The organism is Paenibacillus sp. PastF-3 (assembly GCF_029893135.1).
Lineage (GTDB): Bacteria > Bacillota > Bacilli > Paenibacillales > Paenibacillaceae > Paenibacillus_AQ > Paenibacillus_AQ nitricinens.
In genome coordinates, this window is sequence record NZ_JARXWM010000004.1 from 329,683 (window position 1) to 354,177 (window position 24,495).

Here is a 24,495-nt window from a genome sequence, read left to right on the forward strand (position 1 = left end):
ACATGATCGTATAAAGATCCTTTTAGTTCACTTTAGTAAAAAACCATTTCTGAGCATCGCTTCCATTATCCGTCCACTGCTGAACCGCTGCGCCATCTGCCGTTGAGGCTCCGTTTACATCCATAGCTAATCCACTCACTTTAGAAATTAGTTTGTAATAGCCACCCCCTACATCTACAATACTCCACCGCTGAGCGTTGCTACCATTATCATCCCACTGCTGCAACTGTACACCGCTGGTGGTTGATGAGTTTGGCACATCCAAGACTTTTCCACTATGCACTGCTGTCAGCTTATAGTAGCCGTCTCCTGTACTTTCCACCTTGAATTTCTGGTTATTAGCTGTGTAATTGGTCCATTGCTGCATCTTCGCCCCACTTGCTGTGGATACATCCACTACGTCCAGAACCTTGCCACTAGCCTTGTCGGCTAAGGTATAAATCCCGCCACTAACGATGCTTGAGGTAGGCGCGGATTGATACACACGTACATAATCAACCAGCATTTGCGCCGGGAAAGCAGTTGAAGCGTTTGGACTTCCAGGCCAATTCCCACCAACAGCAAGGTTTAGCAGGATAAAGAAGGGTTTTTGGAACTCCTCCGTATTGCCCGTTCCATTCTCAATATAAAAAGCATTAAATTGGTTGCCATCTACAAACCACTTGATATAATTCGCATCCCATTCAACGCTGTACACATGGTATTGAGAGAAATCCAGATTTCCGGATACCTGCCCATACTCGGCATGCCCATTGGCATCCCAGTGTACCGTCCCATTAACAAAAGCATTATTGTTCACACGTTCCATAATGTCTGTTTCACCGGATTTAGGCCAACCTACTGTATCAATATTTGATCCTAGCATCCAAAATGCCGGCCAGAGTCCTTGACCCGAAGGCACCTTGATTCTAGCTTCGATTTTCCCATAGGTAAAACTTTTGAGTCCTTGTGTTTTAATCCGTGCAGAGGTGTAATTCATTCCACCGTAGGATTCTTTTTGCGCTGTAATCACCAGATTCCCACCCGTAACTTGCAGGTTCTGCGGACGACTAGTATAGTACTGAAGTTCATTGTTACCCCAGCCACCGCTCCCTGTGCCGATTTCAGCCGACCAATTATTCGTATTCAGAGAATTCCCGTCAAATTCATCGCTCCATACCAGATTCCAGTTAGAAGCTGCACTTGAATTACCAGTAGGCACTAGAGCAATCATGAGTGTAAACAGCAGAAATAGACTTAGCATTTTTCCTTTTCTCAACATCATCGTCTCCTCCTAATAAATAAAAAAATTATAGGACACTGGAATGCTTAAGACGATATCTGCCCAGGGTCAGCCCAATAGAATCACCTCTTTGATCTTATTGATTTCATTGCACGGCGCGCTCGCACATTTGAAACCGGTTTCGTTTTTAAAAAAAACAAAACACTATCCCCAAAACCAGCTATTACAGCCAGCGTCAGGTTAAAGCATCACTTCATTTGCAGTGTACGTCTTCTCTATCCGTAATATGCCAAGATTTCAACCTTACTTATGTACTTTAATCCCATAGCCACTTCCTAGTTTACCTCCTGCAATTAAAAAAGCTTTTGCACTCCGTTGCAGTTGAGTGTTCTCTACGTACTCTTGAGGGGTCATACTTAGTTTACTAAATATTCTTTCTTCTGCTTCCTTGGAACTTTTGTCGACTTCATAAATGTAGAACCGACTTTGAAACTTAATAATGTTCGATTCTGGGTTCAATACCTCCCTTAGTTCCGGATCAAGCAGCCATGAATGACAAATAAACACTGGAGTTATTCCTCTAAAAAAAGCTCTGGCTAACTGAAAGGATTCCTCCACACTTTGAACTGATAAAGGCTCTCCTGCTGGAATATGCACATTAAGCACGAGTTGATTGGTAAAGATTGTATAACCATCAACGACTAAATCACGGTCCATCGCAAAAGGTTGAAATTGCATTCTTCCCAAACGAAATAACCGAAGCTGAACATGCTCTTGCAGCCAGTTATATTCTTCAATACCATACTCTCCGTAATCACGCATACATTGCATGCACCAGATCTGAATATCTGAGAATGTATCATAATAGATCTCGTCCTCAATGTTACGAATCCGATACTCTTCATAAGCATCTACTGCGAATCTCACAAATAAATATAATAACAGCTTTCGATAGCCCTCCGAGAGTTTCACGGATTCAAAAAAAGAAAATCTATCAAAGTAAAAATGTTGTTTATAAACTAGATATTCATCCTCTTTCAACTGAAACTCATAAACTTGCTGTCTAGCCGCTGGATCAAGCTTTATCCCTTCACACAATGCTCTGATATTCACTAAAAAACCTCCTTAGTTCCTATGGAATGCCTATAACCGCTCTTTACAAAAGAATATCTCACTATTACTCATTTTTTCACATAATAAAACAAAGAAACGGCATTTTCGCCGTTTCTTTGTTTTATGGATGGCCAGGGCTCAGAGCCTGTTTTACTCCAATCCATGCTCCTTGCGGATGTTATACATACCTTGAACAAGCAGCTCGGAAGGATCCCGATTCAATTGCAAGTGCGTTAACAATAAATGCAGTGGAAACGCACAAACGTTATTCCCATCGCTTATCGCTGGAAATCCAGCCTCAAAAACCGGACCTAGTTTTTCGTTCCAAGCTAGACCAACATGTACATCCTCTGGCGCAAATTCTTCGGTGATTTCTTTAATACATTGCGGAACTAGCTCATTGTCTATGATCGCTTTAGCTTCTTCTTCACTTGAAGGCGGTTTTGGAAGCGTTTTGCCTCCCTCAATCTTCATCAGATCAACAAAGAATGAAGCCATCCATGCTGCAGGGTCCTTACCCGATTGAAATCTTGCAATCAATTCACGCAGAAAAAAGCCACAAGAATAGACATGGTCTAAGTCAGACTTTACGTGAAAAACAAAAACCGGGCCGTAGGCCTCCATATTCAACACTTGTCCTTCAACGTCTTGAAAGTGCACTCTCAAAGCTACGAGACCGTTATGATGAACAGCCATCACTAGCTTATTCATATCCTCCTCAGACATTTCTGGATCATTGGTTATTTCCTCGTTCTCGTTTAATGTTTCTTCGTTCTCATTTGTAATCTCATTGGTCATTTTAAATTCCCTCCCGCTCCTATCATACCATCTAGTGAATTGAACTGACACTTTAATAATAGACAAATTATAGTTTCAATAACAATTTAGCCAACCCGTCACAATGACTGGCCGGCTCTAACTACCTTACATTATCTTTACGCTGCCCCCAGAAACGAAGATCTATATTCACATCGATATTTTCCTTATCTAGAGAATTCTCCGTCAATGTAGTTCCGTTATCTTGAAATTGTTTCCAAATTTTGTTGTTTCTTTGAAATAGAATCAGTGACAATTGATAAGGATCAGCTCCAATAGCTACAGCTGACCGGAACGTGGATAACAGTTCGTCTCTTAGAGAATCCTCTGTTAACTTTTGTAATTCCGCTACTTCTACTTTCTTGTATATACTTTGCACCATACCATGTGCTTTTATTTTAATTCCATACTTCATTCCATCTTTAGTTGGTATAAGCTCTACAGTGAATCGAGGCTGTTGCAGCATCACACTCCCCACAGGATCATCGTGAGGACCAACGATGACGGGTGCCTGAGTATTCCTATCTGCGAGCCAACGGATTCCTAAGAGCTCCTTCCGCTTCTTCCAGCCTTTGCTCTCTTTATTCTTAATGAGAAAAGCTCCGTCGATCTCGAGTATAGGATGCTGCCTCATATCCTCGCTCCAGTTGGCACTCGTAATAGATAGTGTGGGAAGCACTGCAGTAGCTGCTTTTTCCCTGTAGTGAATTATAAAATCATTAAACTGCGTTGGACGTATAAATGAAAGCTGCTTATAGCTCTCCATTGGCTCATGTAGCAAGGAATGCAGAGGTGACAGCTTGAAAAATGGTGTTGTTGTAAACAAATCCTTCAGATCTCCATGCGTACCATAAACCCACTTGGTATACCTGATTTCCTCTGAGCGGTTTGTAATATCAAAAACCTGTTCCATTCGTTCAGGCTCCAGTACAGACTCTGTCAATACAAGAGCTGTAACCTGACCCCAGGACAAATACTGCTGATTCGTCTTATAAATATCCAGCAGAGCATCTGCTAAATTTTTGCCACGGCCCTTTCCTACCCACACCGGTATCTCCTGCGAAGCTCCCCCTCCCTCTTGCTTCGCAACACTAGAAAAATCAAGCATTTGAGCATAAATAATATATTCCCCATCTTTGTAATCAACACCGATGGCACTTATATAGTTTATATCCTGAACCTCGCGGATATCCCAACAGCCAGTCAACAACAGGGAGAGAGAGATCATCAGAATGTATAATCCTGCAACAGATCGAATCATAAAGAACCACCCTTTTTCCGTAACCCGGGAAGCCTCATGAAATTACGCAGAATCTTTTGGATAGAAAAGGGTGAGAAGGGTGCCAAAAAGGGTTGCCCAAATGGCCGATGACTAGAGGTGTAAAGAATGAGAAAAAAAACTGAAATAAAAAAACCAAATAACCCAAGTACAGAAGAAAAAAATAGCGTAAAGATCCTCATCAGGGTCTGACTATATACAAAATCCTGATTAGCAAGTGTTGCACCAGCAACAAAGGACATGGCAGCAATAACTGTCACCGTTGGCGAGAATAGTCCACCACGTATAGCTGCATCTCCTATGATAATCCCTGATACAACCGTTATAGTTCCACCAACTGAGGAGGGCATTCGGCTCCCGGCCTCACGAAGCAGAGACATTAGAAAAAGGATCAGGAGCATTTCAAAGGCACCTGGAAAAGGTAAACCCAGTCGAGTATTCGCTACGGTGGACAGGAGTGAAAATGGGATTTGATCTTGATGATAGGACATCAAGGAAATATAAAATCCTGGCAAGAAGATGGAAATGATAACACCAAGCAAGCGTAGAACACGCCATGGAAAGGCAAAATAAAATGGAAGGTGAGGATCTTCAGCAGAAAATAACAGCTGCATAAAACTAGCTGGAGCAATCAGTGCAACTGGATTTCCATCGAGGATCAGAATGAGGCGGCCTCTCATTAAGGAATCATGGGTGAAATCAGGCCTACCGCTATAATCAAATATAGGGAGTAATGAGAACTTATAAGGGGATATATGCTCTATCAGTTCTCCAATGCCTGATGGTGCATCACCAGTATAGCTGTTTAACCTGTCTTCAATTTCCGTAACCATCTCCGGAATTACCCGCTCCTTCAGATAGAGCACCCCCACATTTACGCCAGCAACTTCTCCTAGCGTGTATGAGGTATATATCAAATCCGTTGTCTTTAATCTTTTACGAATTAGTGCTACATTTACCTCCAGACTTTCTACAAAGCCATCCCGCGCACCTTTAACGGAAATTTCAGTGCTGGCATCCTCAGGTGTCCGATTGATGTTGCTTGGAGCGTTAAAAGCATAACAGTCACTTTGGTCTGGAAACAAAAGAACCGCATAACCAGAAAATACATTTTGAATAATACTTTTTTCATCGGCCGGCAATTTCTTTAATGATAGTTGAGCTTCCAGTTGGGTTGGTTTAGCAGGCTGCTGATCGGTTAAGGATTGGCCCCATAATCGATGGATAACCGGTAGGAAAGTCTCTGAAATCGTCACAGAATCGCACATCATTTTATCAAAAATGAGAATTCCCCACGGCTTATCCCCCACATTATATCCGGGATAGATTTTAAAGTGAACGTCTTCACAATCCTTAAACCGTTGCTTCAAGCTTTCTTCCGTGACAATCATGATGTTTTCCCTCCTAAGTCGGAACTGGTTGGTTCTGAACGACCGATAAACAAATACAAAAGTACAAGCAGCACTGTTGTATATACGGTAGAAATCACAAGAATATGATCGCCAATGTAATGATACATTCGCAGATTACTAAGTGGCATAATACACAAACCCGCCATCAGAACCGCAGAACAAAAAATTCCGACTAAACGTTTGGAAGCAGGAAATAGATACTCTGACATTAGGTACATACAAAGTGAAATGGAGATATACGCACCGCTTAACCATTGAAAGATAGAAAGAAAATCTACATGCTCGATAAATTTACCGAGCTTCACCAGCCTCCATTGTTCATACGCCGGGTAACGTTGAATTCTCATCTCTTCGGGCCCAAATTCGGAGATTCCAGCCATGGTCGGACCAAGCGTGAGCATAACCAAAATAAAATGAAAAGCGGCAACAGTGAGCAGTTTGGGATTTTTTTTAAGATGCGGGCGAAGAAAGATCACTAATATAAATTGTGTAAAACCCCCAAGTATCGCTGGCAATCCATGTAGTACTGGTGTAATTCCATCTTCTAAAACAGGTAACAACATATTATAATTCTTATATTTTGCATTGGAAAATGAAACAAAAAAACCCAATACTACAACCATAGGGAGCAGAATACCCGCAGCGGTACCTATAGTTAGGATACCTGAATACGCTGTAGCCACACATAGCAGAACTAATACTAATGTTGTAACCGTTACAGGGGTTTCTAGTAAGTACGTAGATTTGGTCCAATCAATAACTTCCTTTAAAGTATAAAGGGCAAAGAAAAATAAATATAAACTTATCATGCACATTACAAGTCTTCTAGCCCACTTACCACTGCCTTCATCTATGGCTAATTTCAAGGTTCTATTCCCTATTTTTTTCATAATTGCATATAGAAAAAGTACCCAAGGAATAAATAGGATAGCCCCCAGGATCACTGTGATCCAAGCGTCTCTCCCCGATTTCTCCAGCAGCACAGGGATAATCATTACGTGATTGGTTAGTCCTGCGGTCAACATCATCAGCATAAATCCTTGAGATACTGGAATCCCACGACTTCCCGGCACATACATCCCCCCAATTCTTTCTAGGAATAACCTGTGCCAACTGATTACAATTTATACATCTTCTCCATTCGACAAACCGCTAATCATATCCACCCAGTATGATCTCACTAGAAACTCCAAGCTTTAATGTTGATTCTCCAGAAATAGGTCCCCGAAGGCATTAACATCCTTTGAAGAACCTATGCCACTATTGTATTCCAGCCAGCCTCTACGCCCTTCGCCGTCATTATCATTGACCAGCAGCGAAAACTTAAGCTTCATTCCTTGCTTCACATGGTTAATGTCATGGCTCAGTTCACGCCAGGGTATGGCTAATTCGTAGCTGGTTGTTGAATCTGAGCGACTCACCGCATACTTTAGCTCTAGGGCATCATTTATATTGAATCCCCTTGGGGTTAACCAGCGCCACTTCAGCAGATTCCCTGCATTTCCCCGAGCCACGCCTAGTTCATGATACTCCGAGGGTACCGTTCCATCTATGTTTGCAATACCAATGCCGATCTGGATGCTGTCTCCACTCCAAATGACATCATCCGATGCCGACTGTTCATGCTTGTCATCTATAACTTCTACCCCTAGATAAAGGTTATCCTCATCCCAAGCTAAGGAACCAGTCGCACTGATATCCTGCTCACCTCTCCAACCACTGATTTTGATATCCTTCACATTAAAGCGAACCTGATCACTCCAATCTGATAGGTTACCATTGATTTCAACGGGCTTACTGAGTTTTGGCAATAACAGTGCGTTAAAGGAATCTAACGTCGACTGCAATAGATTACCTATGTCATTATAAGATTTAAGCGTCCGTTGTCCTCTAGCAAGTTCAGGAATCTCTAACCGCACACTCTTTCCTGGTTCTAGGTTCTCCACAAAAGAACTAAAGGTACCTTGCGTAGAACGTCCTGTCTCATAATCCGCTTCCACTGAACCATTGAAATTGTTCGAAGACTGATTAGTAACATCCATATGAGTTCTTATTTCCTTGGCAGCTTCATCATAAAATGTCTCATATTTCACCGTCAACGGGTCGATTACGTTAACATTGACAGCGAAGCTCATTTCCGTTTTTGGATCTTCGCCTCGTGAGACAAACAGCGTATCATTTCCTCGCACCAAGCCTTCCGGAACCTGTATCCGAAGTCTGTCTGCTTTCTCTTCACGAAGTTGCCATCCCTCGGGCAAATCGATGTTGATCAACTCCTTCGAAGGCGTATGATAGACCTCGGGTAGCTTAATATCAAAAGCATCTCCGGAAGCAATCGAAAATCCGGAATTCTCCGGTAGCTTCGCAAGATCAGAACTGTTCATGACATTCCATAGAAAATGTGTTGTCGTCTCCATAATTTCATCGATGTATTTATCATTCTTGTAGTCATGTCCGACACCTTCCATGGTGAGCAGATTATGATACACCCCCTTCTCTTTCAGCTGTTCGGCCAATTCAACACTTTGCTGGTACGGCACCAGTTTGTCTATCGTTCCATGAATGATGAGCACCGGCGGCAGCTTACTGTCCGCACTTTTCGTCAGATCACCACCATAAATATCAACAATAGAAAATATAGGTTTAATGATGGAAGGCTCCTGTGATACATATTGATTAACAAAGTTTATGGCTAGATGCCCCCCTGCTGAATCACCGCCGATCACAATACGGCTTGCATCCATTCCATAATTCTCTGCGTTATCATTGATCCATTGGATCACATCGCTTACATCTTCATAAGCGTCATTAAGCGTGCGGGTGAAATTAGTAAATGGATCTTTTTTCAGCCTATAATCAATGGACAATACCGCATATCCACGCTTGGCCAGTCCCGTAGAAAAGTCCGCTGCATCGTACTTCCCTCCTTCTGTGTACCCTCCACCGTGAATGAAAATAAATACAGGTCTCTTCATGTTATGATCATCAGACGGCTCGTATAGATCAAGCTTCAGAGGTTCTACAGCATCTGTCTCATTTTTCTTACTCGCATACAAAATATCTCCCTTCACTGTAACCTTATAAGCGGGAGTCAAGTATTGAACCGGAATTTGTTTATTGTTGACAGTAACTTTTATCGCTGTTGAACTACTGTCAGTAGTATTCTCTTTAACCACTTTTCCTCCTTCCTTTTCTAAAGCGCTCTTATGATCTCGGTTATTCAATAACCACCAGGAACCTAGAACAATGATTAGAATTGTAAGAACGTAAATAAGCCTATGTTTCATTAAGACCGCCTCCGAGAATGATTTTGGATTTGAAAAAGTAATATACTTCCAATATCATCATTCTAGAATTCAAGGTAGCGTTTAACAATTATGTATTCCTTCGTGAATTAGGTTTAATATTACGAACTTTTAGTGAACAAGAAAGCGTATAATTAAGTAGAATCGGCTTTGTCATAGAAATAGATAGAGGAGGACATTACAATCATGAAGTTGAGCATGAATTGGGTAACGCTTAGGGTGCGCGATCTGGAGGCTTCCCTTGATTTTTATAACCGGATTCTGGGGCTTCCCATTGACCGCAGATTTGAGAGTAGAGGAAAACAAATTGTTATGTTAGGCACAGTGGATCAGCCCAAGATCGAGCTTATTCAGGGTAGCGATCCGGCACTGAAGCCTGAATGCGGCGTTTCTATTGGTTTCGAAGTGGAATCGCTCGACGATGCCATAGCGTATTTGAAAAACCAAGGCATCCCCGTCGCACGCGGACCGATCACGCCAAATCCTCATCTGCGATTCTTATATATACTGGATCCAGACGGCTTTGAGGTACAGTTAGCGGAGCATAGCTAGACTAGCTTTTTTCAAACCAAAAGAGGAGTGTCCCATTAGCCATGAAATGGCCGCTGTGACACCCCTCTTTTTGAATATGATGTACCCACCTGATGTTAGAAATCCTGCAAATGTGCAGGCATTTCATTGTTATCGCTGGGTTGCTTCTTCTAGAGCAGAAATAACTGCAGATTCTAGCTCATTCTGTTATTTTACGAGCTACCAGCGCCAAGTCGTTCAAATCAATTACGCCATCTTTATTGACATCGGCACGTTTGGCCTCAGCCCAATCCGGACTGTTGGTATCCTTGCCATAATTAGCAGCGACAATCGCTAAGTCACCAATGGACACTTTGCCATCTTTATTGATGTCACCAGTCATGCCAGGCTCCGGCTCTTCTGCAGTTATCTTGAGCTTATGGCTCGACGTGACAGTTTCGCTCTCCTTGCCTTCCGCATCTGCTACGATCACTTTTTCAATCTGAATAATACTCTCTGTAGCTTCCGCCACTGTCTTTGTACCAAAATCCAAGGATAACAGCTGCAAATTGCCAGTCACAGCATTTCCCACACCTTCACTCACTACCAGCAGTCGCAGTTTTCCAGGCGTGTGATTAGCAGTTTCAAGCACCTGGATTCCACTACGCAAGGAAGTAGCAGATTTGAATTCCAATAGTTTAGGATCATAATTCATGGTTACATCCATCGCATATACAGCATCTGTTACACTCTTTACCCCAAACACCAGTTGAAAGTCCTTACCTCCAGCTACAGTGTCTACCCCAGACAGAACAGAAGTCATCTTATCCGATGGATCAACCTCACCATTCCCGTCTTTTTTAACGGTAATGATCTCGTGGATCTTGGGTTTAGTCGAACCCTCCCACTGAATCTTCACTTCAAACACATGACTATACTTGGAGGTATCAAATGTATTATAAGAGGAGGACAGGTTACCTACCTTATGCCATCCACTCGCATCTCGCACGGACACCGCAGCGTTTGAATGATCCGACGGATTTTGCAAAACTATCACTTCTTTTACCCGGGTATCCTTCGACAACTTATAATTTAAGGAACCCGTATTCCCAGTACCCGGCATATAGAAGGTGGAGAGTTTTTGGTCAACGGACAGAGACGCTTCATTCCCTATAACTCCAGCAGGTTCAGCCTGAATAGCCGGATTGGCAGTTCCAGGTCTTTCAATCCCCTCATTAACCAAAATTTCATTGAGCGCGAGCCAGGCATCTTGTGTTTCTGTTGAAATCAATCTTACATATCGGGCTTGCTTGCCACCATCAACTTGAACTCGCTTATAACGGTAAGGCACCTCGTGCTCTGGGAAATTCAAACTCCGATCGCTTGGATTAGTAAACGTATGGATCGTATCCCATGTCTGTCCGTCTAGTGACAGCTGTAAATCTCCCTTACGGAAGAAATCTCCTTCACCGTCTCCAATCACAACAGCTACATTCTGGACATTCACCTCACCGCCCATGTCGATCTGGACATATTTCCCCTTCGCTTGAATCGCACCGAACCAAACCTTGTTCTCTAAAGAAGCATTGTACACGTTGTTGATAGAACCTTCATAAATGCTTCCGTAATTATGAGTAATCATAGGTGGAGAGAATTTGTTCAGCTTGATCATGAGCTTTGTCAGATCTACAGTGATGTTCTCATTCCCCTTGTTTATGATCCGGAAATAGGCAGCACTAGCAAACGCCCCATTCCCGTTATTAACTTGTTCCCATTCCACGCCGTTCTTTGAGGATTCTAACCGGACTTCTCCGTTTGAAGCTTCCAACACCACTTGTGTAATTTCTTCAATGGATTTCAAATTAATCCCAACATATTGGGATGGCTTTAATGTGATTCCGTTCATATTCGATAATTGCACAGAATTATCTGCTACCATAACAGGAGTATCCTTCAACTCTGTCACATCGGTGTAAATGGCTACCTTATCTTTACCTGCATTTACTGAAAACTCACGAACTGCCGTCCATAAATCAGGCTTACCTCCAGGTATTCCAGCATGAGTCAATCGATATCGAACCATCCTTGCATTCACACTAAGCCCGGAAGCAGAAATTTTATACCCGGAACGCTCTTCTCCGATTGCAGTCCATTCTTGACCGTTCACGGAATACTCAAGAATTCCCCTTTGGAATATATCGTGATCCGCATCCGTTCTACCTTGTGTGATCGCTATTTCTTCCACTTTAATGGTTTTGCCAAAATCAACACCATACCAGTCTCCATTCTGTTGAAGGGTCTGAATATAGACGTTCGTTGCTAAATCTCCGTCTACCATCAGGTTTAATCCGGAAGGAGAACCGTAAGAGCTTACAGCTAGAGGTTTAACATATTCCGGGTCTACCAAAGTGTAAATCTGAGCATCTAATTTATTAATGAGCTGCTCAGCAAAAGGAACCAGCCGCTTTGCTCCTGCTTCAACCGTCACATCTGGAGAATTAAGTTTACTAATTTTGAATGTTTTGGATAAGCTTAATGCGCTTGTGGCTTTGGCAAGTGCCTCCCATGCTTGATCAACGTTCTCTTTCTGGATCGCGATCGCAGAGAGGACTGCCGATTTATCGGCAAGAACGACATTTTGCAGGCTATTGAGCCATGGATCAATTTCTTCTTCCATATTTTCATTCGTGTTATTTACTCTAAATGACGCGATAGCATCCAATATTAGATCAAATTCTTGAATCAATGTATTTCCCGTCGTTTCTGTCGGCTGACCACTTGAGTATTGACTTAAGAATTGCGTTAGCTCCGTTTTGATATTTTCCGATTCACCTACCACAAGTCCATGGCCGCTAGGCGATGGGTCACTCATATGATAGGCAATCGTATTCAGCTCAGAGGCAACTTCAGGGGCAACATGCTTAAATGAATCTAGCCAGCTCTCCTCTTGATCAAAATCATCTACATTCCAAGTGTAATCCGCTACCGCGAAGATCCCAATCTTAGATAATTCCGCATGCTTCATAGGATTAGTCACCACACCAGAAATATTATGTGTCCCTGGAATGAGCACTTCTGCTTTACCTAGCAGCAGTCTTGCATCCTTATAGTCATTCACTGGCCAGTTTAACCACATATACGGATCTCTTCCATGTGCATCTTTCGGCCACTGCATATCTGCCGCATTAACAGACGCAACAACACCGTTTCCGGTCCACATTATATCTACATTCTCTGGCACATTTCTCAAGGCTTCAAGATAGGGTCTGCCAGTCATTCCGGTCCAACTTTTATTGTAATATGGAGGACAATAAATTAATGATTTAACATCTTTCTTGGACGTCACCCAATTTGCAACATCTGTAATTAGCTTTACATGTTTATCTTTATCTACTAATGATTGTGAGGTGCTGATATCATCCATGAATAGTCCAAATTGCCGTACGCCCACACTATACAATTGTTCAAGCTTTGCAAGTAAGGTTTGGAGTTCTGCATTATAATTGTTCCAATTGATCATATTGAACCCTGGATGAATCGCCCATACAAACTGCGTCTTGGATTCATGTCCGACATCAACCAGTTCTTTGATCTTGGCAAGCTCAGCTGCAGGATAGGGTGTTCTCCACTCTGCGTTATGGTACTTGTCATCTTTAGGTGCAAATATATAAGTGTTCATCTTCAGCTCTCCACCGAAACGCATCAAGCTCATTCGATCTTCATGTGACCAGGGTGTGCCGTAAAATCCTTCGATAAATCCCCGCGAGCGGGTATCAGAGAAATCTTCGATAGTGAGATTACGAACCTGCAGATCAGGAATTTGATCAAAAATCATCTTCAGCGTTGCCAGGCCATAATAAGCCGCATCCGTATTTTTACCTAATATCGCAATAACACCTTTATTCTGTTGCTTGGTGCTAACGTTAAGAACATAAGCGTCCAGCTCATTGAAGTGATCCGCCTCATAGGGAATATTTTGAGTGAAGTAGTTGTCTACATAGCCTGATGAATTTTTAGTTCCCAAAAAGATGTTTGTTTTCCCTGCCACTACAGCTCCTGACTCAGTAACCTGAAGTGATTTGGAATCCAGTATCTTTTGAAGCAGCTTTCTTGTCGGCTGGTCAATCGAATCTTCAATAACAACGTTTACATTTTGTGTAATGGTTAAGGTTGTCTCTTCTTCGGTTTGTTGCTGCGGTAATGGATAGATTTCATAGGATTCCGTTAATTTTGCATCTTTTTCCGGAAGATCAGAAGCTACATCCGCTGCAGCTGCAAAACTGGAGAACAAGCCGGCCACCATCATAAGTGTAATGAAGATACTGAGAATCTTCTTCGGCATTTCCTTAGCACCTCCTAAAATACCAGCAATTAACCTTTCAACGCACCTGCTGTTAACCCACCCGTAATTTGACGTTGATACAACACATACATCACAATGACGGGAATCATAGAAATGGAAAGACCCGCAAACAATGGCCCCCATTCTGTTCTGTATTGCATTTCCCCTTGCATAATGGCTATTCCTACAGGAATGGTGTATTTCGCTGGATCGTTGATCAATACTGTGGCCATAATGTACTCATTCCACACCGTTAAAGCATTCATAATTCCTACTGTGATTAATCCTGGCTTCGATAATGGCAACATGATCTTGAAGAAAACGCCATATAGTGAAGATCCATCAATTGTTGCGGCTTCTTCAAGCTCACGGGGAAGTGCCTTGAAAAACCCAACCAGAAAGAAGATACCGAATGGAAGGATGCCAATAGTTCCGACAGAATAAACAAGCGTGAGCCCTACTAAGGAGTTGGACAAATTCATATCTCCGAGAAGAAAGAACAACGGTATCAATCCGAGTGTGGTTGGAATCATCATTGAAGCAACGTATACAAAATAAAACAAACCTCTAGATTTAAAGGTAAACCGGGCTAATATATACGCTGTTGTAGCAGCCATAATAAGGGTTAACAGTGTACTAGCCACGGTTACTATAATGGAGTTAAGAAAGTAATCACCAAAGTTTGCTCTGCTCCACACATTTGTATAGTTTTCAAAACGAAAAATAGATGGAAAATCCCACGGTTTCCCTAGCATAACCTGCTGATTATCCTTTAAGGATGTCAGGAATGTCCAAAGAACAGGATATAAGACTACCAAGCTCCACAAGATGAGGAAAAATCGAACTGCAATTTTTGATATCAGCAGAAGTGGTTTTTTGGCGGGATTATCGTTCAAAGTATTGTCCTCCTTACATTTCAATGGACTCCCGGTGAAGAATGCGCTGCAAAATTAGAGTTGTGATTAAAGATAACAGTAATATCAGCACCCCTATGGTTGCCCCGTAGCTTAAATGGAACTGTTTGAAGCCCATCTGATACAAATAATAACCGAGAACTTGTGTCTGATTATCCGGGCCACCATCCGTCATCAGCTTAACAATAATAAAGGAGCCGTTCAGTGTTGTGATTACGATGTGAATGATCGAGGTTTTGAATTGCTCCCAGATCAGGGGTAAAGTAATTCGAATAAACTGTTGCCATTGCCCCGCACCGTCAATACTGGCTGCTTCATATAGCGAGGAAGGAATACCTAGAATAGAAGCGATAATAAGCAGCATATAGAATCCGATACCAGCCCATACACTTGGAGGAAGAAGTGACCACATTGCGAGGTTTGAATCACCTAACCAGTTCGTTTCCACTGGTTTTCCTGTAAATAACGAGATGAACGCATTCAGGAATCCAAGACGGGGATTGTATATAAAACTCCACAATACACCGATAACGGCTACGGAAATGATATTCGGAAAGAAAAACACCACTCGGTAAAAACCGTATTCTTTCAATTTTAAACGGGTCAATGATACTGCGAAAAACGTTGCAAACAACATGATTAAGATGACCTTCCAAAAAATCAAGAAATAATCATTCGAAATGGCTTTTGGTATGATCTCATCCGAGAATAATTGTCTATAATTATCAATACCGATAAAATTCATCGATTCGGACCCACCTGACCAATCGAAGAAGCTTAAGTACAAACCTCGAAACAGCGGATAAATAGTGAATAAACAAAAGATAGCAAACGTAGGCAGCAAGAAACTCGCAATAAACAAATTACGTTTCCACAATTTATTGTTCTTCATGGGCGTAAGCCATCCTCCCCTTAAATTTGAAAGAACAATCAGAGGCACCTATGTCCTCTGATTGTTTAGAAAGAAGAGTCATGAACTTACTTCCGGATTTTGGCTGCCGCCTTCTCCATACGGTCCATCCATTCTTCTGGTGTAATGGAACCTTGCAGCAACGCAATGGTTGCATCATTCTCTGCCTGCTCAATGTCCGCGGCCAATTTAAATACAGGAGCAACAATCGTGTCACTACCGTTGAAATATTTCATTGCTGTTTTAACAACATCACTTGCGCCTGAAGATTCCAGATCTGCTTTGACGTTCATCAAAGCGCCTGTCAGCTCAGCCCAACGAACTGCGGCTTGTTTCGTAAAGATAAATTCAATAAATGCTTTTGCTGCATCTGGATTTTTAGCCTTCTTTGCAATTGCAATGTTACTAGTGTAAGGAATAGCCACAAATTTACCGCCTGGCTTCTGCATAACGGAAGGAATGAATCCAAATTTGAAGCCTTCTGGAACATCTTTTTTCATTTCATTTTCGAGCCACAAGCCATTAGGAATCATTGCATCTTTATGCTGCAAGAAGAGCATTTGGGAGTCTGTATGACTCATACCGAACGATGCGTTATCGAAATACCCTTTGTCCCTCATATCAACGATCTTTTTCAAGGTATTCGCTACAGCATCATTTTTGAAAGAACCTTCTTTAGCAGCTTCTTGATCCTTTAAGATCTGCGGATTGTCTCCATTCTCAGATACAAAACCTGTATTTAAGAGACCTCCCACGATGTAGTATGGGTATTTACCGGTATGAATGTAAGGATATACGCCATCCGCTTTGATTTTTTCACTAGTGGCGAGGAAGCTATCCCAATCTTTCGGAACATCCCATCCCTTTTCAGTAAACAGGGTTTCATCATAGAAAGTTCCCCATGATCCGAATACGAGTGGAATCGTATAGTTTTTGCCACTGTAGTCTTGTGGAGGTGCGATCAAGTTACTCGTAAGCGGCTCTCCGTCCACATTTTTTGCATCTTTAACCCAATCTGTAATATCCATTAATTGATCGTCGAGCACCATTTGCGTTTCGTTCGAGCCTGCTCCATCGATGTATACAACATCTGGGGGATTACCTTGGATCCAGCGGGGCTTCATTTGCTCGTTGATTTGTGAACCTGCGGACTCTTTAATGTTGACATCCGGGTACTTCTTCTTGAATTCACCAATGACTTCTTTCCACCAACCGTCTCCATAACCACCGACAAAATATTGGATTTCGAGGTCTCCCGCTACTTTCGGCTCTTCGGGCTTGGGTTCGTCTGTCTTCGCTGGCTCAGTCTGCGTCGCAGCTGTTGTTTTCTCAGGAGCTGGAGCTTCAGCCCCATTTGTCCCCCCGCCACCACATCCTGCCAGAGACAATACAATGGACATCATAACTAGACTTAATGCCGCTTTCTTTTTACCCTTGCTTTTCATTGGCTATCCCCCTCGAATAAACTTGCCTGACTTCTGTAAACACTTGATTTTGTAATTCTGAATGTAATTCTATTAACGCTTTTCCATTATATAGGCTATAAAAACGTAACCACATGATCTCTTTTGATGTGGAGTTGATACTTTTTGTCCTATAGAACCTTTTTTTATTACAAAAAAAGGACACCTGAGTAAAAACTCAAGTGTCCTTTTCTCAATTCAGTATTTTTTGAGCAATTGCTGCTAAGTCCATAATGTCAATCTTTCCGTCATTGTTAAGATCTGCTCGCTTAGCCGTCTGCCAATCTACACTATTCTGATCTTTACCATAGTGCGAAGCTGCAATCGCCAAGTCACCGATGCTCACTTTACCATCCTCATTTAAGTCTCCGGATTTTTCTGGTGGCGTTTCATCTGCCTTAATCTCGACCTCAATGTTTGAGAGATCGGCTTCAGTCTCCAGTCCATTCGCATCACCAAATACAGCACTACTTAACTCTATGCTCGCTAACTCGGACTTTGTCACTGACTTTGCTTTGAAGCTTAGTTCAAGCAACTTGGCATCACCGGTTAGACCAGTTCCCGTACTAGCCGTGATTAAGCGAATGGTTCCGCTTGGATCATTCTTTGATTCTAACACCTGTATCCCATCGTTCACCGATTCGCCCGAGATGTACTCTAGAAGATTCTCGTCGTACTTCAATCGAATGTCTTGCGCATAGGTCGCATCCGTTACATTGCTAACGCCCATGTCAACTGTAAAGGTCTGACCTTGATTTATAGACTTAGGTCCACTTAAAGTTATCGCAGTAGGTTCATTCCGTTCAACAGGAACATATTCAAAAGCATCAATCATTGCAATAGTATTCGAAGAGGTATTATTCTTCGTTCCTTTCACGACAATCTTAATCGTATGTTCCCCTTTTGAGAGATCGGATTGTTGGAATAATACTTGCTGCTTCATCGTCGATGAACCATATCCATCAACACCCTCAGCGACTAGCTCCCCATCGAGATACACATCGAAATATCCGTGGTTTGCCTGCAAAGCGCTGATGAATTTAATCGCTGTTCCTGTAAACGTGAGCGACGCTGAAGCCCCTTGCTGATTACTATAGCTTTCTGTGCCTTTGTAATCGCCTGCGTCACTATAAGGACTCCACGTTCCGGTATATATAATCGAAGGATCTTTATCATCTACTTTTATTGGCAGCACAGAAGGTTTTACACTAGACACAATCTTATATTGCTGTCCTTTTACCGTTGGAAATTCAATCAAGTTCCCATTCGCAGTGAAGTTGATAGATTCCCCGCTTCCTACACGAATGACCTTGAATTTATTGGATTGTACAAATCCAGGGTATTTAACTGAAGCCTTATTACCTTGCTTAGAAGTAAGCAAGGCTTCTTTCAAGATTGTACCTTCCCAGCGCATATCCACTTCAAATCCACCTCTTGCCACAAGCCCTTTAACATTTCCGGTAGCCCATGCATCGGGTAAAGCAGCTAATAAATCAATACTTCCAGTTTGGCTTTGTAGAAGCATTTCTGCAATTCCTGAAGTTGCTCCGAAGTTACCGTCGATTTGGAATGGTGGATGTGTATCAAACAAATTGTCGAGCGTGCTGCCTCTAAGCTGCTCACCTAACAGTTTATGTGCACGGTTACCATCAAGCAGACGTGCCCACAAATTGATCTTATTCGCTTTACTCCACCCGGTTCCACCATCGCCACGAGAATTCAAGGTGACTCTTGCTGCTGCAAATAACTCCGGATTATTCACTTCATTAATAAGCGTACCTGGATACAAGCCAATCAGATGCGAGATATGGCGGTGCTGATCTGATGGACTATCGATATCATTCTTCCACTCCTGCACCTGCCCCCAGCTTCCGACCTGCGGCATCCATAGCCTGCTTCGTTTCTCCATGACCTCGTTACGCAGCTGTTCATCCACACCCAAGATTTCACTAGCCTTGATGAACTGTGTGAACAACTCCCAGACCAATTCCTGATCATAAGACACGCCGATCGATATATCCCCTTGCTCTGGAGAGTAGGAAGGAGATGATACTAGACTTCCGTCTGAATCTTCGACCAGGTATTTAACCCAGAATTGTGTTGTTTCCTTGATAATGTCATACACTTGGCCTCTTAAAAGATCTTTATCTCCACTAAAAGCATAGTGATCCCACACCTGCTGCACCATGAAGGCGTTGGCAGCCGGTGACCAGCCCCAATAGAAATCAGAGCCTGGTGCAGTATAACCAAATGGGTTGTTGACGGTATGAATCGCCCAACCTTCCCCTTCGATTCCATGATGTCTTTGGGCTGTTTCCCTACCCGGCTCGCGCAGAGAATCAATATAATCAATGTACGGAATATCGGTTTCCGCTAAGTTAACCACCTCGGATGGCCAATAATTCATCTGTACATTGATATTCGTATGATAGTCACTATTCCATGGTGGATTATTTACTTGATTCCATACGCCTTGTAGGTTAGCAGGCAGTGAGCCTTCCCGGGAGGATGCAATAAGCAAATAACGACCATATTGAAAAAATAATGCCTCCAAGCTTCTTTTCTCTCCGTCACTAGCATTCGTTTTATAACCATTCAAAAGCTCATTCGTAGGGAGATTTGTAGCAACCCCACCAAGATCAAGAGAAACTCTATCGAACAGTTCTTTGTAATCTGCCAAATGAGCTGCGCGCAACTGATTAAATGATTTAGCGTATGCTGCATTTAGGTTCGCTTCTACAATTTCTTTTGGCGTCTTGTCACTCTTATACGTAGGATAATTATTAGCATAATCTGTTGCAGCGGTCATCAGGATCGTGACAACACTCGCACCGTTCACCGTAAGTTTCCCATCTTTCGCTGTTACAGTTCCTCCTTCATGCTGTACTTGAAGCTGCGCTTCATATGCCATCTTATTACTGGGTACCTTCCCACTTAGCGTCAGTTTATTTCCTTCACCCTTCACCGTATTAGACGGCTGAGCACCAGTAAGGCGAACATCGAAGGTCATCGGCTGATGCTCATCCGTTGTCAGTCTCATCACCATGACCTTATCCGGATAACTGATGAAATACTCACGCTTGTATTTTACATTGCCCGAAGTATAGGACACTCTTGCCATGGCATCATTAAGATTCAATTCACGCCGATAATCAGAGTACGATTGAGCACCGCTGTTACCTGCTTCGCTTGTCATCTCCATTTCGGACAATTGAATTTTCGTTCCACCCTTGCTTACAAGATCGAATTTATAGAATTTATAAGCTGTAGTATTGGAAAAAGTATATGATTTCTTCAGTTTGCGGCTCGCAAACTCTTCATTGGATCTGTTATCTAGTGGGGACCACTGCTGCCCGTCATTCGAGCCTTTCAGCGTCCAGCTCTTCGGATCCCGATCAGGCACATCATTCCCTGAAGTGAATGAATAGCCGGTAATTACCTTAGCCTCTTCATATGCCCACTGCACCCAAAAAGGTGGTGCTCCATCCCCTGAATACCATTTCGTATTTTCCGAACCGTCGGTTAAATTGGAAATAGGCTCGCCGTATTGTGGATTATCCGAGCTCGCTGTTACCGTATACGCTGACTGACGGTTAAAATCTAAGAACACATCACCAAATGCTTGATACGCTCCGAAAGAACTATCACCAGCACCCATAACACCGGTAATCTTCCCTACAAGAGCCTTAGCTTCATTAATTTTCCCTTCTTTTAGAAGCTGTCTTATGGTCTCAACATGTTGCTGAGCACCGTCTTTAATACCATATTGGTAATTTGAATCTGCTCCAGGCCCACCGCTCCACAGTGTTTTTTCATTAAATTGAATTCGCTCCTGCTCAACACCACCAAATACCATGCCACCCATATAACCATTTCCAATAGGGAGCGCCTGCGTCTCCCAGTTCGTGGCCGGCGCTCGATACCATAATGACAAATTCTGATCTGCCGCAGCCGCAGTTTCAGCTGCCGACTGAACATCTGCATACACTTTTGGACCTAAGACCCCATTAGACGGAAGTATGCTGATAAGTAGCTGCGAGCAAGCGATCCATACAGATAGTAGAATTGCAGTCCTTCTGACTAATCTACTTTTACCGTTTGGCATGCGTTGATCCCCTCTCATAATAACACCCACTGATTGTAAAAATGAGGCAGCCAACTACTCCACAATCTTTTTCGCAAGTGCAGCAAGATCAGAAATATCTATTTTGCCGTCCTTGTTCAGATCTGCGTGCTTAATCTTACTCCAATCTGGACTGGAGGAATCCTTACCGTAATGCGCGGCCATGATTCCTAAATCGCCGATACTCACTTTGCCATCGCCGTTAAGATCTCCCGTAAGACCAGTATCCTCAGGGGCAACTACAACTGTCAAAGCGGAGCCCGTAACCTTTGTCTCAATACCATTCACATCACCCATCGTAACATCAGATATCCGAATTTCACCAGACTTAGCCTCAAGTAATGGCTTTGCTTTGAAGTTAAGCTCCATTAGCTGAATGTTACCTAATACCCCGTGGTCTGCACCCTCGCTGGCGAGGAGAAAACGGCTCTGTCCAGGAGCTGTAGTTACGGTTTCCACTACCTGCACACCATCCACTAATGAAATTCCAGATATAAAATCCACAATGTCTGTATTAAATTGAACTGTAATGTCTTGTGCATATACAGGATCCTTGATCTGTTTCAAGCTCAGTTGAACTTTAAACTCTTCACCAGCGCTCACTTGATTTGGACCTGTCAGAGTTGCTAAGGTACCTTGGTCTTCAGAAGCTTTGGACTTTATAACCGAATTCAGCTTATTCTCACTGGACTGCGTGTCTAGTGCTATTCCATAAGCATTTCTAATGTCCAGATTTGTCCCGAAGCCCGCTACCAACGGATATTCGCCTGAAGTAAGCTCCGGGAACTCTGCTTCAAAGACATATTCTGTGCCCGCTGTACTTGAACTCTTCAATTTAAATACAACATCTCTATCCCCAATCTTACCTTTCAAAGTCTGATCACCATTAAGCATGACATAGTGATTAAAGACAGCTTTAATCTGGACTTTATCCTTAGCTGCATACCCTGCCGGTTGTACAGATTCAAGTTTGATAGAGGTCAACTTAGGATCTTGAATTTCTCCTTGACGCTGCCATTTGAGATATTCCGTATTGAATTTAATAAAACTCATGGCTTCACTACCCGTTCCTTCATAGAAAAGACCGATTTCACCATTGCCCAGATTAGACAAACTTGAATAGGCATAATAGCCTTCTTTGACCAGCTGGGAATACTTCCAATCAAACTTATACTTCGTTCTGCCGTTTGCGTAGGTTCCGTCTTCCTTAATTAAACCTACCTTCACCGTCCCGTTAATTCTACTGGTCGAGTTAGCAGGGCTTGCGAAAATAACAGCTTCCTGCCCATCTATCTGGCCGTCGTATCGAATCGCCGTCATTTGGCAGTAAGCAGCAATCAGATCACGTTCTGTCACAACTTCAGCAGCCCAAGTCTCTCCACCATCAAAGCTGGTCGCGATTTGGGCAAACCCTGAATAATTCCGCATGAACATCTTTAGCTGTCCATCTGGCAACTCCACTACTTGCGCTTCTGTAAGTTCATTATTAGAGCCATTAAAGGTTCTCTCATCAAGGGTAACCCCGTCTACGACCCGCCCATGATTAGGAGACTCTCCACGATGCCATGTTTCACCATGATCATCGCTGTAGATGGTTGCACTTGCTTGCCTGTTATTTTCATTCGTAAAGTACACGGGGAACACCAGTCTTCCAGCATGAGGACCTTTCGCCAATTGAATGCCGGTGCCCGGACCTGCCCCCAGAAATACCATCCATTCTTCTTTCACCGAAGGGTTTAAAGTTACAGGCCCCTCCCAAGTCGCTCCTTCATCATCACTGTGCCATAGCTCAAGATAAGAAGTAACAAGCGGTTTAAGTGGCGAATTGCTAAGAAAGATATTCCCGATATTTGTATTGTTGTTATATAAATTTCTCAAGGCGTCCACGCTGTAGGCAGTTTTTACATTTGAGCTGTTATAGACTTCTCCATTTTCCCGAACGGTAAATTCCTGATTGCTCGAATCTTTCAAAAGTAAATATTTTTCTCCATTGATCGTCTTGTATCCGGTACCTCTTTGCGAGGTAGGAAATCCTCCACCCTCGGGAAATCCAAGAACTAAAGAGAAAATCCTCTTCGTTTCCTTATCCTGCAGTAAGGACTGGTCTATGTTTGAGGCGTTGCCGGGATAGTTATTAATTAGAATTCCGTTACTTTCCCAAGTCTTTCCGTTATCCAGACTTCGTCTTACCATCATGTCAATATTAGCTGGTGAATCTCCTCCATGATTGATCCGCTTATCAATTCCTGCGATCAGCGTTCCATCCTCCGTGTACAGAAGTGACGGAATGCGGTATGCATCCGATCCGTACAGTCCTGGATAATAAACGTTATACGGATCAGTGATTAAAGCCTGCTCAGGCAACGGATTTTGAACCGGAGTCTTACTTGTTACACCCGTTACAGCAATCAAATCTTGATCCGCCAGCGGTTCGCTATACACTTCAGCAAAGTCAATCTCTCCATTAAACGGATAGTTATTAGAACCGGATTTTCTCTCTGTTCTACCTAACTCGGCACGGTTTGGTGCATAAATATTATTGAGAAACTTTTTTGCTGTAGTTGTGTCTTGCTTGAGGAGTTTCCCATCAAGGAAATATTTATAACCTTCTACTTTATCTACAACCATGGCTACGGTATGCACTTCATTCTCTTTCACCGTAACATCAGCTTTAACATGTGTATTAGACGCTGTCTTCCCAGGCTCTTCATACCGGTTCTCACTTCCGATGGCAGAAGGTGTGATATATAGATGGAAGTGACCATTCGGCAACGTATTATTACTTAAGGAGAATAACGACATAATTGTAGAACCCGTGTAGCGGAACCGGACAATGATAGTCCCTTCATCTAAGGCTTTAAGCGCATCTACCTTATCATCCAGATTCGTAAAATTAGCATTGTGAATTTGTTTATTCTCTACTCTAAGCACAAGTCTTGGATCGGTCTGTTTGTCTTGTTCTGCTGGATTGGCTAGCGCAGTGAATGGAAACATAATGGCCACCATCAGGATCGAAAGAATAATGATTGCGAATTTCTTCAAAATATTAGTCCTCCTTAGGTTTGGATAACCATGTATCTACTCGC

At 42.7% G+C, this 24,495-nt stretch carries 14 protein-coding genes; 1 reads left to right on the top strand and 13 read right to left on the bottom strand.

The features are described 5' to 3' along the window. Positions 1-22: 22 nt before the first annotated feature. The 7 genes from M2444_RS11045 to M2444_RS11075 form a co-directional block, all read right to left on the bottom strand. Positions 23-1,261: an RICIN domain-containing protein gene (locus M2444_RS11045; protein ID WP_094871470.1), complete on the bottom strand. Its 1,239-nt coding sequence runs from the start codon at positions 1,259-1,261 to the stop codon at positions 23-25. 264 nt (positions 1,262-1,525) lie between these two features. Further along, positions 1,526-2,335, bottom strand: a complete 810-nt coding sequence (locus M2444_RS11050) for an acyltransferase domain-containing protein (protein ID WP_094871471.1) — start codon at positions 2,333-2,335, stop codon at positions 1,526-1,528. A 150-nt stretch (positions 2,336-2,485) separates the two neighbouring features. Continuing rightward, on the bottom strand, positions 2,486-3,133 hold the full coding sequence (locus tag M2444_RS11055; protein ID WP_280786956.1) for a hypothetical protein: 648 nt from the start codon (positions 3,131-3,133) through the stop codon (positions 2,486-2,488). Between the two features lie 121 nt (positions 3,134-3,254). Next, positions 3,255-4,412, bottom strand: a complete 1,158-nt coding sequence (locus M2444_RS11060; protein ID WP_094871473.1) for a Ger(x)C family spore germination protein — start codon at positions 4,410-4,412, stop codon at positions 3,255-3,257. Continuing rightward, positions 4,409-5,821 (bottom strand): spore germination protein, encoded by a 1,413-nt coding sequence (locus tag M2444_RS11065; RefSeq protein ID WP_094877015.1) that lies wholly within the window; start codon positions 5,819-5,821, stop codon positions 4,409-4,411. Before M2444_RS11065 ends, M2444_RS11060 begins: the two co-directional genes overlap by 4 nt. Beyond that, entirely contained in the window at positions 5,818-6,915 is a 1,098-nt protein-coding gene (locus M2444_RS11070; RefSeq protein WP_280786957.1) for a GerAB/ArcD/ProY family transporter, read from the bottom strand. Before M2444_RS11070 ends, M2444_RS11065 begins: the two co-directional genes overlap by 4 nt. Before the next feature lie 123 nt (positions 6,916-7,038). Further along, entirely contained in the window at positions 7,039-9,129 is a 2,091-nt protein-coding gene (locus M2444_RS11075; RefSeq protein WP_280786958.1) for an alpha/beta hydrolase fold domain-containing protein, read from the bottom strand. 204 nt (positions 9,130-9,333) lie between these two features. On the opposite strand from M2444_RS11075, the gene M2444_RS11080 reads away from it, so the two are divergent. Next, on the top strand, positions 9,334-9,699 hold the full coding sequence (locus tag M2444_RS11080; protein WP_094877012.1) for a VOC family protein: 366 nt from the start codon (positions 9,334-9,336) through the stop codon (positions 9,697-9,699). 178 nt (positions 9,700-9,877) lie between these two features. Here the strand turns inward: M2444_RS11080 and M2444_RS11085 are convergent, their stop codons facing one another. The 6 genes from M2444_RS11085 to M2444_RS11110 all read right to left on the bottom strand — a co-directional run bounded on the left by M2444_RS11085 (position 9,878) and on the right by M2444_RS11110 (position 24,451). Next, complete coding sequence (locus M2444_RS11085; RefSeq protein WP_280786959.1) at positions 9,878-13,999, bottom strand: beta-N-acetylglucosaminidase domain-containing protein; 4,122 nt, start codon at positions 13,997-13,999, stop codon at positions 9,878-9,880. A 29-nt stretch (positions 14,000-14,028) separates the two neighbouring features. Next, positions 14,029-14,895, bottom strand: a complete 867-nt coding sequence (locus tag M2444_RS11090; protein ID WP_280786960.1) for a carbohydrate ABC transporter permease — start codon at positions 14,893-14,895, stop codon at positions 14,029-14,031. A gap of 13 nt (positions 14,896-14,908) precedes the next feature. After that, the gene (locus M2444_RS11095; protein WP_280786961.1) at positions 14,909-15,805 is read right to left on the bottom strand and encodes a carbohydrate ABC transporter permease; all 897 of its coding nucleotides are present in this window, start codon (positions 15,803-15,805) and stop codon (positions 14,909-14,911) included. An 86-nt stretch (positions 15,806-15,891) separates the two neighbouring features. After that, positions 15,892-17,268, bottom strand: coding sequence for an extracellular solute-binding protein (locus M2444_RS11100; protein ID WP_094877011.1), 1,377 nt, complete (start codon positions 17,266-17,268; stop codon positions 15,892-15,894). A gap of 211 nt (positions 17,269-17,479) precedes the next feature. Continuing rightward, entirely contained in the window at positions 17,480-21,391 is a 3,912-nt protein-coding gene (locus M2444_RS11105) for a glycosyl hydrolase family 95 catalytic domain-containing protein (protein WP_280786962.1), read from the bottom strand. Between the two features lie 54 nt (positions 21,392-21,445). Beyond that, positions 21,446-24,451: a sialidase domain-containing protein gene (locus tag M2444_RS11110; RefSeq protein ID WP_280786963.1), complete on the bottom strand. Its 3,006-nt coding sequence runs from the start codon at positions 24,449-24,451 to the stop codon at positions 21,446-21,448. Between the last annotated feature and the right edge of the window lie 44 nt (positions 24,452-24,495).